Here is a 13,837-nt window from a genome sequence, read left to right as displayed (position 1 = left end):
ACTGCCCACTTCCACCACGAGAGGAGAGGAACCATCATGAAACGAGCAAGCTTCACGGCGCGTCGCACCGCGCTGGCACTGGCGCTCGCCGTAGTCGGCGCATCGGCAACGGCCGCCGAACTCACGGTCGTCAACTTCGGCGGCGCGAACGGCGACGCGCAGAAGGTCGCGTTCAACCAGCCGTTCGAGAAGGCAACCGGCAACAAGGTCACCGCCGTCGAATACAACGGCGAGCAGGCGAAGGTGAAGGCGATGGTCGAGGCGAAGCACGTCAACTGGGACGTGGTCGAAGTCGAGTCGGGCGACCTGAACCGCGGTTGCGACGAAGGGCTGTACGAGAAGCTCGACTGGTCGAAGATCGCGAAGAAGTCCGACCTGATTCCGGAATCGCCGCAAACGTGCGGCGTCGGCTTCTTCGTGTGGTCGACGGCGCTGTCGTATAACGCGGACAAGCTGAAGTCGGCACCGACCGGCTGGGCCGATTTCTGGAACGTGAAGAAATTCCCCGGCAAGCGCGGGATGCGCAAGGGCGCGCGCTACAACCTCGAATTCGCGCTGATGGCCGACGGCGTCGCGACGAAGGACGTGTACAAGGTGCTCGGCACGAAGGCCGGCCAGGACCGCGCGTTCAAGAAGCTCGACGAGCTGAAGCCGTACATCCAGTGGTGGGAAGCGGGCGCGCAGCCGCCGCAGTTCCTCGTCGCCGGCGACGTCGTGATGTCGACCGCGTACAACGGCCGCATCGATGCCGCGCAGAAGGAAGGCAAGAACCTGAAGGTCGTGTGGAACGGCAGCATCTACGACCTCGACTACTGGGCGATTCCGAAGGGCTCGCCGAACAAGGCACTGGCCGAGCAGTACATCGCGTATTCGCTGACGCCGAAGCCGCAGCAGGCGTATGCGCAGCACATCGCGTACGGCCCCGCGAACATCGCCGCGATCAAGTCGCTCGACGCGAAGACGCTCGCGAACCTGCCGAACTCGCCGGCCAACGGCAAGAACGCGGTGCTGGAAGATATCGGCTTCTGGACCGACCACAGCGACGAGCTCGAGCAGCGCTTCGCCGCATGGGCGACGAAGTAACCGTTCAGGCATCCTGATGCAACCCGCCGCGCGGCGCGTCGATCGCGTCGCGCGGCATTCCGCCGGAGCGTGCCCGGCCGGAGAGACCCGTTGAATACGATGACGATCGCGCCTTCCTCGTCGGGCGCCGCGCTCAAGCGCGAGCTGAAGGCTGCCGAGGCCCGCAAGCGCACGATGGCGCTGCTGCTGGTCGCGCCGCTCGCGATTTTCCTGCTGCTGATCTTCGTCGTACCGATCGGCACGCTGCTCACGCGCGCGGTGCAGAACCCCGAGATCGCAACCGCGCTGCCGAACACGGTCGCCGCGCTGTCGGGCTGGGACCGCAAGGCGCCGCCGGCCGACGCCGCATATGTCGCGCTCGCGGCCGACATGACGAAGGTGGCCGACAGCGAGGCGATGGGCGCGCTCGCGCGGCGCCTGAACACCGAGATCCCCGGTTATCGCTCGCTCGTCGCGAAGACGGCGCGCGCGATGCCGCTGAAGGGCGACAATGAATCGACGCTCACGCCTGCGCAGACGCGCACGAAACTCGTCGAACTCGATTCGCGCTGGGGCGACACGGCGTACTGGCAGGCCATCGCGAAGAACGGCAGCACGGTTTCGCCGTTCTACCTGCTCGCCGCGCTCGACCACAAACAGGACGGCTTCGGCCACATCGTGCAGGCCGATCCCGACCAGTCGATCTATCTCGCGATCTTCGGCCGCACGTTCGTGATCGGCGTCGCGGTCACGCTGTTCGCGCTGCTGCTCGGCTACCCGCTCGCATACTGGATCTCGACGCTGTCGGAGCGGCGTGCGAACCTCGTGATGATTCTCGTGCTGATTCCGTTCTGGACCTCGGTGCTGGTGCGCGTCGCCGCGTGGATCGTGCTGCTGCAGAGCGAAGGGCTCATCAACACGGCGCTGATCGGCAGCGGGCTGATCTCGCATCCGCTGACGTTGCTGTTCAACCGCGTCGGCGTGTATATCTCGATGACGCACATCCTGCTGCCGTTCATGATCCTGCCGCTGTACAGCGTGATGAAGTCGATCCCGCCGACCTACCAGCGCGCGGCCGTATCGCTCGGCAGCCATCCGTTCGCCGCGTTCTGGCGCGTGTACGTGCCGCAGACCTATCCGGGCGTCGGCGCGGGCGCGTTGCTCGTGTTCATCCTCGCGATCGGCTACTACATCACGCCCGCGCTGCTCGGCGGGCCGAACGACCAGATGGTCAGCTACTACGTCGCGTACTTCACGAACGTGACGATCAACTGGGGCATGGCGTGCGCGCTCGGCGGGCTGCTGCTCGCGGCGACGCTCGTGCTGTACGCGATCTACGGCCGCTTCACCCGCTCGAACGTGAGCCTCGGCTAAGCGCGCAACAACGGAACGGAAAGGGATTCGACCATGAAACTGCTCGCCAGGCCGCTGTTTGCGCCGCACATGTCGTTCGTCGAACGCGCGTGGTACGTCGCATTGCGCGTGCTCGTCGTGCTGACGCTGCTGTACCTGATCCTGCCGGTGCTCGCGATCGTGCCGCTGTCGTTTTCGTCGAGCACGTTCCTCGTCTATCCGATCCCGGGCTTCTCGATGCGCTGGTACGAGAACCTGATCGCGTCGGACGAGTGGCGGATGGCCGCGAAGAACAGCTTCATCGTCGCGCCGTCGGCGACCGTCGTCGCGACCGTGCTCGGCACGCTCGCCGCGATCGGTCTCACGAAGGCCGACTTCCGCGGCAAGGCGCTGCTGATGGCCGTGCTGCTGTCGCCGATGATCGTGCCGGTCGTCGTGGTCGGCGTCGGCATGTACCTGTTCTTCGCGCCGCTCGGGCTCGCGAATACCTATACGGGGCTGATCGCCGCGCACGCGGCGCTCGGCGTGCCGTTCGTCGTGACGACGGTCGCCGCGACGCTGCAGGGGTTCAACCACAATCTCGTGCGCGCGAGCCTGTCGCTCGGCGCGAATCCGGTGTCGACGTTTTTCCGCGTGACGCTGCCGGTGATCGCGCCGGGCGTGATGTCGGGCGCGCTGTTCGCGTTCGCGACGTCGTTCGACGAAGTGGTCGTCACGCTGTTCCTCGCGGGCGCGGACCAGACGACGCTGCCGCGCCAGATGTTCACGGGCATCCGCGAGAACATCAGCCCGACGATCGCCGCGCTCGCGACGATCCTGATCATCTTCTCGACGAGCCTGCTGCTCGCGCTCGAATGGCTGCGCGGACGCAATGCGCGACGCGCGGTGACCTGATCCGATCTGGCGCGACGGCGGTGCACGCATGCCGAGCATCGGCGCATCGGTGCGATTCCGATGCGCGGTGCCGCCGGCAGACGCGGCCGGGCCGGCCGCCCGCGCCGACACGACGAAGACGGGCACGCGCCCGGACGGCCAGCCGACGCTCGCCGGCTCGTAGATCGTTGTGTGCTCAACGATGCCGCGCATCAAGCACGGCATCGCGCAAGCTTTCGTTTCGCTGACTGGGGAGGCGGCCGCCTGCACGTTCGAGACGGCTCTGCAACAATACGGATCGCGGCTGCGCGCGCCGGTCTTGCCGTCCGGAACGCACGCTGCCGCGTCGCTCAATCCGCGACGCCGCGCGTCGCCCGTCAGCCGAGCCTCATCTTGTCCGAATTCGCATCCTCCGCCGGCGCCCGGGAGCCGGCCGTCAACTGGCGCGCGATGTCCGCCGTGCTGCTGGCCGTCGCGCTCGCGACGCTCGACACCGCGATCGCGAACACCGCGCTGCCCGCGATCGCCGCCGACCTGCATGCGTCGCCGGCCGCGTCCGTGTGGATCATCAATGCGTACCAGCTCGCGATGGTCGCGACGCTGCTGCCGTTCGCATCGCTCGGCGACATCGTCGGCCACAAGCGCGTGTATATCGCCGGGCTCACGGTGTTCACGCTCGCATCGCTCGGTTGTTCGCTCGCGTCGACGCTGCCGATGCTGACGGCCGCGCGGATCGTGCAGGGCTTCGGCGCGAGCGCGATCATGAGCGTCAACGTCGCGCTGATCCGCGGCCTGTTTCCCGCGCACCGGCTCGGGCGCGGCGTCGGCTTCAACGCGCTCGTCGTCGGCGTGTCGTTCGCGGTGGGGCCGACGATCGCGTCGCTGATCCTGTCGGTCGCCGCATGGCCGTGGCTGTTCGCGGTGAACGTGCCGCTCGGCGTGTTCGCGCTTGCAGTGGCGATTCCGTCGCTGCCGCAGACGGCGCGCGGCAAGCATGCGTTCGATCCGGTCGCCGCACTGTTCAACGTGATCACGTTCGCGTCGCTGATCTTCGCGCTCGGCGAATTCGCGCAGCGCGGGCCGCTTTCCGTGGTGTTCGCGGCTGCTGCGGTTGCGTTCGCGTTCGGCTGGCTGCTGATCCGCCGCCAGGCCGGGCACCCGGCGCCGATGCTGCCGGTCGACCTGTTTCGCCGGCCCGTGTTCACGCTGTCCGCGCTGACCGCCGTGTGCGCGTTCGCCGCACAGGGGCTCGCGTTCGTGTCGCTGCCGTTCTATTTCGAAACCGTCCTGCATCGCAACGCGGTCGAGACGGGGTTCCTGATGACGCCGTGGTCGGCGATCGTCGCGCTCGCCGCGCCGATCGCAGGCCGCCTGTCGGATCGATACCCGCCCGGCCTGCTCGGTGCGATCGGGCTCGCGTTGCTGAGCGCGGGCATGGTGTCGCTCGCCGCACTGCCGGCGGCGCCGAACGTATTCGACATCGGCTGGCGGATGATGCTGTGCGGCGCGGGCTTCGGCTTCTTCCAGTCGCCGAACCTGAAGGCGCTGATGTCGAGCGCGCCGCCCGAGCGCAGCGGCGGCGCGAGCGGGATCATCGCGACCGCGCGGCTGATCGGGCAGGCAACGGGCGCGGCGCTCGTCGCGCTGTCGTTCGGGATCGCGGGGCGTCACGGGCCGACGCTCGCGCTGATGCTCGGTGCGGGATTCGCGGGGGCCGCGAGCGTCGCGAGCGGGTTGCGGCTGTTTGCGCCGTCGCATCGGAGCGGTGTACCGGCCGCGCCGGAGCCTGTGAACACGCGTGCGACGGAGTAGGGTGATGCGCGAATACCGCGCGACCTGAACGCGACAAGGCCGGCGCGCGGCAAACTGCTGCCGCGCGCCGGCCTTCAAATATCGCTCAGAACCCGCCCGACTTGATCAGCTGATTGAGGTTCGCGATGTTCAGGCTGCCGAAGCCGGTCGTCAGATCCCAGCCGGTGCCGGCGGTGTAGCCATACCCCTGATAGCCGTTGTTCCCCGACACGACGTCATAGCGCACGAGCGACCGGTTCGACGGAATCGCGCGATACAGGTTGCCGGCCGGGAAACCGAGGCCCGTGCCGTTCGCCGCGAGCAGGCGCGCCCAGAAGCCCGTGAAAATCGGCGCGGCGAGACTCGTGCCGCCGATCTGCTGCAACTGGCCGTAGTTGTAGATGTACGCGCCCGTGCTTTGCGCGGCGTCGAACGAGACATCCGGCAACTGACGGCTGCTGCCCGACTGCCACGAAGGCGCGGGCAGGATCGTGCTGACGCCGCCGCCCGTCGCCCACAGCTTGCCGTTGCCGTCGAGGCCTTCGTTCCACACCGTTTCGTTCGAGAACGCGCCCGCCGACGTCGTGTAGAGCGTCGTGCCGCCGATCGCGAGCACGTGCGGCGACGAAGCCGGCCACGACACCGTGTAGTTCGAGCCGTCCGGATAGCCGCGGTTGTTGCACTCGTACACGCCTTCGTCGCCCGACGACACCGAGAACGTCTGGCCTTGCGCCGCGGCCGTCGTGAAGATCTGCTCCTCGGCGTCGAGCGTGCCGTCTGCGTTCGCGTCGGTTTCGCACCAGCCGAGCGACACGTTGATCACTTTCGCGGTGTTGTCCGACACCGCGCGGTTGAACGCCTGCGTGAGCCCCGTGTTGCCCGAGGCGTTGAGGTCGGCCATGTAGAACACGAGCTTGCCGACCTGGCCGCCGGCCGAGCCGACGATCGACTGGCTGTCGAGATCCCATTCGCCCTGGCCGTCCTGGTCGTCGCTGTAGCTGCCGCTCGTGCCGGTGCCGTTGGTCTTGACGGTCTGCGTCGAGACCGTGCCGTAACCGTTGCTCGACGTGAACTGCTTCAGGTCCTGCAGCGTCTGCGACACGCCGCCGATCGTGATGATGCCGACGGTCACGCCGGCCGCGGTCGGCACACCGGTCGCGTTGTAGAGGCCCGGGAATTCCTTCGGATAGTGGCCCGTCGCCGTGCCGGCCGCGAGTGCTTGCGGCTTCGCCACGTTGCCGATGCGCAGCATCGGCCGTGCGCGCGCGACGTTCTGCAGCCCGAGCACCGAGCCGACGATGTTGCCGAGCGCGCTCGGCACCTGCGCGGTCGATGCGTTCGCGAAGCCCGAGCGGCCCGCGTACTCGAAGTGCACGAGCGACGTGTTGAACGCGGTCTTCACCGTGCCGGCCGTGCCGCGCGCGGACACCAGCAGCCGGTTCGGCGCGACCTCGATGTTCACGAAGCCGCTCTTGCGCAGATAGTCGACGACCGACTTCACCTGCGCGTCGGTCGGCGCGTAGCTGGCGAGGAACTGTTCGTGCGTCAGGTACTGGCGGTAATGCGCGCTGCCGGGCCGGTTCACGTCGCGCGCCAGTTGCTTGAGCTGCGCGGCGTTGCGCAGCTTCAGGCTGACGACGACGTCCGTCGTCTCGCCGGCCGCGAGTTCGAGCGACGGCGCCGCGCTGCGCGCCATCAACTGCGGGCCGGTCAGAAAGGCCTTCGTGTGGGTGTCGACCCAGTCCGTCGTCGCGTGCGCTGCGCCGGCGGCGAGCACGAGCGGCCATGCGCACGCAAGGTGGCGGGGCGAAGGAAGGGGCAGGGCAAACCGGGCATTCCTTTTCATCGGGAGTCCTTTTTAGGAGAGACGACGTTGCTGGAGCCCACAACCCTTGTGGGGCCGCGAGCGGTGACGAGCGTAGGGCGTCGGTGCCGTTCAGGTAGCTGCCAGTTTCCATAGCTGTCAGTTCTGACATCGGCGTGCGGAATTGCGCGTGGCGCACGGTGAACGCGGCGAGCGGCGGCCGCCGGCGAGGGAACCGGTTCGCGACACGACGGCACGACGATGCGCGGCGTTCGCGCGCACGAGTCGTTCGTCGCAGCGCCGGAACGTGCGCGATGACGTCGCGGACCGGCCATGCGCATGCGTGCTTCGCGACCGGGTGTGGACGCAGGCCCGAGTCGCACTATGTGGTCAAACGATGCGATGCGGGCCGAGCCGCTTCGCGCATGCACAAAAACAGGGCCGGCCGATCCCGACCGTTTCCCGAACTGTGGAACAGCGCATGGCCCAGTCTTGCAGGCGGCTTTCGGACGCGAGGCCGCCATCATGAATTAGAGCAAACACTCGAGTCCGGACGGGCAAAGCAGGCGTGATCCGGCGGCAAGCGAAGCCTTCGGCACGTCCGCTTCCGGCGCGATTGCGCCCGACGCGAAGCGTGCCCGCATGCGGCAACGGCACGCATCGGCATCCGCGAAATTCCTTCTTGACTCTTGCCGTTCAGCAGATATTCTTCAATCCATAACCAACGGGTTATGAATTTGGACATGCAGAACGCTCACGACATGCTTTTCAGGACGCTTGCCGATCCGACGCGCCGCGCGCTTTTCGAGCGGCTGTGCGAGGAGGGCGAGCTCACGGTTGCCGCGCTGACCGCCCATGCGGGCGTCTCGCAGCCGGCCGTGTCGAAGCATCTCGGCGTACTGAAGCAGGCCGGGCTCGTGAATGACCGTCACGAAGGCCGGCAGACGCACTACAGCGCACAGCCGCAAGCGCTGGCCCCGCTGATCGACTGGACGAGCCAGATGGCAGGCTTCTGGCAGAACCGGTTCGACGCCCTCGAAGATCTGCTCAAGAGGATAGATCAATGAACCAAGCCACTACCGAAACGCGCTCCGTCGTCGTCGAACGGGAGCTGCCCCATCCGCCGGAGAAGATCTGGCGCGCGCTCACGCAACCGCACCTGATCGAGGCGTGGCTGATGAAGAGCGACTTCGAGCCCGTCGCGGGCCGCGCCTTCAGCTTCCGCGCGGACTGGGGCTCGGTCGACTGCACGGTCCTGACGATCGAGCCGCCGCGCGCGCTGTCCTACACATGGGCCGCGTACGGCCTCGAAAGCGTCGTCACGTGGACGCTCACGCCGACGCCGGCCGGCACGCACCTGCGCATGGAGCAGGTCGGCTTCCGCGCGGATCAGGAGCAGGCATACCGCGGCGCGCAGCACGGCTGGGTACGGTTCTTCGAGTCGCTCGAACAGGTGCTGGCGCGCCCCGACGAACGCACGGAGGCCCGCGCATGAGTGCAACGGACCTGCAACCGTCGGAGCGCATCGACGCGCTGATCGCCGGCATCGCCGACTGGCGCGGTCCGCTCTTCGCGGACCTCCGCCAGACGATCCTCGCGGCCGATGACGGCATCGTCGAGGAATGGAAATGGATGGGCAGCCCCGTGTGGTCGCGCGACGGGATGATCGCGGTCGCGAATGCGCACAAGGGCAAGGTGAAGCTGACGTTCATGCACGGCGCGCATCTGCCCGATCCCGGCGGGCTGTTCAATGACGGCCTCGACGGCAATGCGCGGCGCGCGATCGATTTCTTCGAAGGCGACCGGATCGACAAGCGAGCGCTGAAGAACCTCGTGCGCGCGGCGATCGAATACAACCGTACGCATCTGAAGAAGAACGCGCGAGGAACGGGCGCGGGCGCGAAGACGCGCGGCGACAAGGCGGCGTGACGAGCGAGACTAACGGCCGCATCGCGTAACGCGCGCAGGCAAAAAAAAGCCCGACACGAGGTCGGGCATCCAAATCGGCCGCAACCGCCCGCGAGGCGGCTGCGGCACCTGCAAAAGCAGGGCGCTTACGCTGCGAGCAGCGAGCGCAGCACGAACGGCAGGATACCGCCGTGCTTGTAGTAGTCGACTTCGATCGGCGTATCGATGCGCAGCAGCACCTGCACGCGCTGCGTTTCGCCGTTCTTGCGGTTGATCACGAGCGTGACGTCCTGCTGCGGCTTGAAGTCGTCGCCGAGGCCTTCGATGTCGTACGTCTCGTCGCCGGTGATGCCGAGCGACTGGACGCTGTCCGAGCCCTTGAACTGCAGCGGCAGCACGCCCATGCCGACCAGGTTCGAGCGGTGGATGCGCTCGAAGCTGCGTGCGATCACGGCCTTCACGCCGAGCAGTTGCGTGCCCTTCGCGGCCCAGTCGCGCGACGAGCCCGTGCCGTACTCTTCGCCTGCGAACACGACGGTCGGCGTGTCGGCTGCGATGTACTGCATCGCTGCATCATAGATCGACTGCTGTTCGCCGCTCGGCTGGTGGATCGTCAGGCCGCCTTCGACGCGCGTGCCGTCCGCCTTCGCCGGGATCATCAGGTTCTTGATCCGGACGTTCGCGAACGTGCCGCGCATCATCACGTCGTGGTTGCCGCGGCGCGAGCCGTAGCTGTTGAAGTCGGCCTTCTGCACACCATTTTCCTTCAGCCACTTGCCGGCCGGCGAATCTTCCTTGATCGAGCCTGCCGGGCTGATGTGGTCGGTCGTGACCGAGTCGCCGAAGATGCCCAGTGCGCGCGCGCCCTTGACCGCCGGGATCGAAGCGGCCGGTTCCATCGAGAAGTCGTTGCCGAAGAACGGCGGCTCCGCGATGTAGGTCGACTTCGGCCAGTCGTAGACCTGGCCCGATTCGCCCTCGATCTTGCTCCAGAGGTCGCCCTTCTTGGTCAGCTTCGAGTAGTTGTCCTCGAACTTCTTCGGATCGAGCGCGAACTTGAGCAGCGCGTGGATTTCGTCGCTCGTCGGCCAGATGTCGCCGAGGTAGATGTCGCGGCCGCCCTTGCCCTTGCCGACCGGCTCGGTCATCAGGTCGCGCGTGATGTTGCCGGCGATCGCGTACGCGACGACGAGCGGCGGCGACGCGAGGAAGTTCGCGCGGATGTTCGGGTGGATACGCGCTTCGAAGTTACGGTTGCCCGACAGCACGGCTGCCGCGACGAGGTCGTTCTTCGTGATCGCTTCGTTCAGTTCCGGCGTCAGGTCGCCCGCGTTGCCGATACAGGTCGTGCAGCCGTAGGCCGCGACTTCGAAGCCGAGCTTCGACAGGTAGGGCAGCAGGCCCGTTTTCGTCAGGTACTCGGTGACGATGCGCGATCCCGGCGCGAGCGACGTCTTGATGTGCGGTGCGACGGTCAGGCCGGCTTCGACGGCCTTCTTCGCGAGCAGGCCGGCAGCCAGCAGCACGCTCGGGTTCGACGTGTTCGTGCACGACGTGATCGCGGCGATCAGCACGTCGCCGTTCTTCACGTCGACGCCGTTGCTCGTCGTGTACTGCGTGTTCAGGTCGTCCGCCTTCTTCGCGAAGCCGTTCTCCGCGACCGGCTTCGAGAACAGGTCGGTGAACGTCGACTTGACGTTGCCGATCTCGATGCGGTCCTGCGGGCGCTTCGGGCCGGCCAGCGACGGAGCGACCGTTGCCAGGTCCAGCGTAACCGTCTTCGTGTAGTCGATGTCGCCGGCCTTCGGGATGCCGAACAGCTTCTGCGCCTTGAAGTAGTTTTCGAACGCGGCGATTTCCGCCTTCGTGCGGCCCGTGCCTTCGAAGTAGTCGATCGTCTTTTCGTCGACCGGGAAGAAGCCCATCGTCGCGCCGTATTCCGGCGCCATGTTGCCGATCGTTGCGCGGTCCGGCAGCGACAGCGACTTCGTGCCTTCGCCGAAGAACTCGACGAACTTGCCGACGACCTTCTCCTTGCGCAGCATTTCGGTGATCGTCAGTACCAGGTCGGTAGCCGTCACGCCTTCGCGCAGCTTGCCCTTCAGCTCGACGCCGACGACGTCCGGCGTCAGGAAGTACACCGGCTGGCCGAGCATGCCGGCTTCGGCTTCGATGCCGCCCACGCCCCAGCCGACCACGCCGATACCGTTGATCATCGTCGTGTGGCTGTCCGTGCCGACGAGGGTGTCCGGGTAGTACACGGTGTCGCCGCCGTCCGCCTTCTTGTGGACGCCGCGCGCGAGATATTCGAGGTTCACCTGGTGGACGATGCCGACGCCCGGCGGCACGACCTTGAACGTGTCGAAGGCCTGCATGCCCCACTTCATGAACTGGTAGCGCTCGTTGTTGCGCTGGAATTCCAGTTTCATGTTCAGGTCGAGCGCGTCCTTCTGGCGGAAGTAGTCGATCTGGACCGAGTGGTCGACGACGAGATCGACCGGGACCAGCGGCTCGATCTTCTTCGGGTTCTTGCCCGTGCGCTCGGCGACGCCGCGCATGGCCGCGATGTCGGCGAGCAGCGGCACGCCCGTGAAGTCCTGCAGCACGACGCGCGACACCACGAACGGAATCTCGTCGACGCGCTTCGCGGTCGGCTTCCAGTTCGCGAGCTGCTCGATGTGCTCTTCGGTGATTTTCTTGCCGTCGTAGTTGCGCAGCACGGACTCGAGCACGATACGGATCGACACCGGCAGGCGCTCGATCTTCGTCTTCAGCTCCTTGCCGAGTTGCGGCAGCGAGTAGAACTTGCCTTTGCCGGAACCGCTGTCGAATTCCTTGAGGGTCTTGTGGAGATTGTGGGCCATGGTGATTTTCCTGGGTTTAAGGCTAGGAAACAACGTGTCCTGTAGATGACGGCTATATCACATACAAGTCGACGTACTCATCGACCGGCATCGCTTCGAGCTTTGCCTGGTCCAGCGACACGTCGAGAATCGCTTGTTGCTGCTTTGCCGGGAAGCGGCGGGCGAGGTTGGTCCGGAACTTCTCGACCAGCAGCGGGATGCCGTCCGCGCGGCGTCGCTTGTGGCCGAGCGGGTATTCGACCGCCACTTCGGCAAGTTTCGATCCGTCCGTGAACTCGATCGTCAGTGCATTCGCGATCGATCGCTTGTCCGGATCGTGGTAATCCTTCGTGAACTGCGGATCCTCGACGCACACGGTTTTCGCGCGCAGCGCGTCGATGCGCGGGTCCGCTGCGGCCGCATCTTCATAATCGGCCGCGGTCAGCCGGCCGAACAGCAGCGGCACGGCGACCATGTACTGGATGCAGTGGTCGCGGTCGGCCGGATTGGCGAGCGGGCCCTGCTTGTCGATGATGCGGATCGCGGCCGCATGCGTGCGGATCGTGATCCGGCTGATGTCGTCGGTCGATTTCCCCGCCGCGGCGAGCTGCGCGTGCAGCTGCAGCGCGGCCTCGGCGGCCGTCTGCGCGTGGAATTCGGCGGGGAACGCGATCTTGAACAGCACGTTTTCCATCACGTACGTGCCGTACGGGCGCTGGAAGCGGAACGGCTGCCCGTCGAACAGCACGTCGTAGAAGCCCCAGGTTTTTGCGGTGAGCACCGACGGGTAGCCCATTTCGCCGGTTTTCGCGATCAGCGCGAGGCGCACCGCGCGGGACGTGGCATCGCCGGCCGCCCACGACTTGCGCGAGCCCGTATTCGGTGCGTGGCGGTAGGTGCGCAGCGCGTGGCCGTCGACGAACGCGTTGGAGACCGCGTTGATCAGCTCGTCGCGCGTGAGTCCGAGCAGCCGGCCGACGACGGCCGTCGACGCGACCTTCACGAGCAGCACGTGGTCGAGCCCGACCGCATTGAATGAATTCTCGAGTGCGAGGCAGCCCTGGATCTCGTGGGCCTGGATCATCGCGACCAGTACGTCGCGCATGAGCAGCGGCTTCCGGCCGGCCGCGACGGCCGTGCGGGAGAGCCAGTCGGCCGTCGCCAGGATTCCGCCGAGATTGTCGGACGGATGGCCCCATTCGGCGGCGAGCCAGGTGTCGTTGAAGTCCAGCCAGCGGATCATCGCGCCGATGTCGAACGCGGCCTGGACGGGATCGAGCTGGAAGGACGTGCCGGGCACCTTCGCGCCGTTCGGCACGATCGTGCCGGGCACGACGGGGCCGAGCAGCTTGGTGCAGGCAGGGTAGGACAGCGCCTCGAGTCCGCATCCGAGCGTGTCGATCAGGCAATGACGCGCCGTCTCCAGCGCGAGCGCGCTGTCGATGCCGGTGTTCAGCACGTAGTCGACGATATCGACGAGTACCGTATCCGGAGCAGGGCGGACGTTGGAGACCGGGGCGGACATCGAGGGGCCGGGGAGGAACGCGCTTAGTTCGTTGCCGGCTTCAGCTCGTTCGACTGCGTCGGTGCCGGCGTGCCTTGCGCCATTTCCGGCGTCACGCACTCGTCCGCGAGGCGCTCGCCGCCGTTCGCGTCGGAGAACAGCATCGCCTTGGACGGGATCACGACCAGCTTGAAGCCTGCTGCCGGATCGTAGAACGTGTCGGCGCCCGTCGTCGTGGCCTGACGCGGCAGCTTGTAGTTCTTCTTCGCCCAGTGAACCGTGACGACCTGGTCGCGCTTCATGTCGCCGGCGAGGTCGAACGACAGGCCATCCTTACAGGCCCACTTGACCGCGCCGTCCGGTACCGGATCGACCTTGGCAGCGGCGCGCGCCTGCGCCTTCTTGCTGCGCGGGATGATGCGCTTGGCCGGCGCCGGGCGCTTGGCCGCGGCCTTCTTCGCGGTCGTGGTGGCCGTACCCTGGGCGAACGCGCTCGGAGCCGAGACCAGCATCGTGGCGGACAGGGCGCCGATGGCGGTGGCGATCAGGAGTTTCTTCATGGAGTCAGAACCTTTCGATAATCAGTTGACAAGGGCCGGCAATCGAAGCTGCCGGCCGGTTTGAAACTGCACGCGCCCCGAAAGCGCGCAGCGGCCGCTATTTTCACCTATTTGGCCGCGCATACATCAGGTTTTCGGG

General features: G+C 66.6%; 12 protein-coding genes. 8 read left to right on the top strand and 4 right to left on the bottom strand.

The features are described 5' to 3' along the window. The first annotated feature begins 36 nt into the window (after nt 1-36). The 5 genes from ACM6JT_RS12400 (at nt 37) to ACM6JT_RS12380 (ending at nt 5,100) form a co-directional block, all read left to right on the top strand. On the top strand, nt 37-1,083 hold the full coding sequence (locus ACM6JT_RS12400; protein WP_105392770.1) for an ABC transporter substrate-binding protein: 1,047 nt from the start codon (nt 37-39) through the stop codon (nt 1,081-1,083). Between the two features lie 99 nt (nt 1,084-1,182). Further along, nucleotides 1,183-2,436 (top strand): ABC transporter permease, encoded by a 1,254-nt coding sequence (locus ACM6JT_RS12395; protein ID WP_165948163.1) that lies wholly within the window; start codon nt 1,183-1,185, stop codon nt 2,434-2,436. Nucleotides 2,437-2,469: 33 nt separating this feature from the next. Further along, the gene (locus ACM6JT_RS12390; protein ID WP_034180026.1) at nt 2,470-3,309 is read left to right on the top strand and encodes an ABC transporter permease; all 840 of its coding nucleotides are present in this window, start codon (nt 2,470-2,472) and stop codon (nt 3,307-3,309) included. A 28-nt stretch (nt 3,310-3,337) separates the two neighbouring features. Next, nucleotides 3,338-3,472 (top strand): hypothetical protein, encoded by a 135-nt coding sequence (locus ACM6JT_RS12385; RefSeq protein WP_414856564.1) that lies wholly within the window; start codon nt 3,338-3,340, stop codon nt 3,470-3,472. Nucleotides 3,473-3,681: 209 nt separating this feature from the next. Continuing rightward, nucleotides 3,682-5,100 carry an MFS transporter gene (locus ACM6JT_RS12380; protein ID WP_414856563.1) on the top strand — a complete coding sequence of 473 codons (1,419 nt, stop codon included), beginning with the start codon at nt 3,682-3,684 and terminating at the stop codon, nt 5,098-5,100. An 85-nt stretch (nt 5,101-5,185) separates the two neighbouring features. Here the strand turns inward: ACM6JT_RS12380 and ACM6JT_RS12375 are convergent, their stop codons facing one another. Next, a complete protein-coding gene (locus ACM6JT_RS12375; RefSeq protein WP_131949322.1) occupies nt 5,186-6,925 on the bottom strand; it encodes a protease pro-enzyme activation domain-containing protein in 1,740 nt (579 codons plus the stop codon). Between the two features lie 701 nt (nt 6,926-7,626). On the opposite strand from ACM6JT_RS12375, the gene ACM6JT_RS12370 reads away from it, so the two are divergent. From ACM6JT_RS12370 to ACM6JT_RS12360, 3 genes are read left to right on the top strand one after another with little or no spacing between them, the layout of a single operon-like run. After that, nucleotides 7,627-7,950 carry an ArsR/SmtB family transcription factor gene (locus tag ACM6JT_RS12370; RefSeq protein WP_407972542.1) on the top strand — a complete coding sequence of 108 codons (324 nt, stop codon included), beginning with the start codon at nt 7,627-7,629 and terminating at the stop codon, nt 7,948-7,950. Beyond that, entirely contained in the window at nt 7,947-8,378 is a 432-nt protein-coding gene (locus ACM6JT_RS12365; RefSeq protein WP_034180023.1) for an SRPBCC family protein, read from the top strand. The genes ACM6JT_RS12370 and ACM6JT_RS12365 overlap by 4 nt, the downstream gene beginning before the upstream one ends. Beyond that, the gene (locus ACM6JT_RS12360; protein ID WP_407972541.1) at nt 8,375-8,812 is read left to right on the top strand and encodes a DUF1801 domain-containing protein; all 438 of its coding nucleotides are present in this window, start codon (nt 8,375-8,377) and stop codon (nt 8,810-8,812) included. The genes ACM6JT_RS12365 and ACM6JT_RS12360 overlap by 4 nt, the downstream gene beginning before the upstream one ends. Nucleotides 8,813-8,937: 125 nt before the next feature. On the opposite strand, the gene acnA is transcribed toward ACM6JT_RS12360, so the two are convergent. From acnA to ACM6JT_RS12345, 3 genes are read right to left on the bottom strand one after another with little or no spacing between them, the layout of a single operon-like run. After that, nucleotides 8,938-11,655, bottom strand: a complete 2,718-nt coding sequence (acnA, locus tag ACM6JT_RS12355) for an aconitate hydratase AcnA (protein ID WP_034180021.1) — start codon at nt 11,653-11,655, stop codon at nt 8,938-8,940. A gap of 52 nt (nt 11,656-11,707) precedes the next feature. After that, nucleotides 11,708-13,159: a bifunctional 2-methylcitrate dehydratase/aconitate hydratase gene (locus tag ACM6JT_RS12350; RefSeq protein WP_175748680.1), complete on the bottom strand. Its 1,452-nt coding sequence runs from the start codon at nt 13,157-13,159 to the stop codon at nt 11,708-11,710. A 23-nt stretch (nt 13,160-13,182) separates the two neighbouring features. After that, nucleotides 13,183-13,698 (bottom strand): hypothetical protein, encoded by a 516-nt coding sequence (locus ACM6JT_RS12345; protein ID WP_034180019.1) that lies wholly within the window; start codon nt 13,696-13,698, stop codon nt 13,183-13,185. Nucleotides 13,699-13,837 lie beyond the last annotated feature (139 nt).

The organism is Burkholderia sp. IT-111MI5, from assembly GCF_949752865.1.
In the GTDB taxonomy this organism is placed as follows: Bacteria; Pseudomonadota; Gammaproteobacteria; order Burkholderiales; family Burkholderiaceae; genus Burkholderia; species Burkholderia pyrrocinia_C.
The sequence above is the reverse complement of the archived record's forward strand: the minus strand, read 5'-3'. Positions and strand labels throughout refer to the sequence as shown.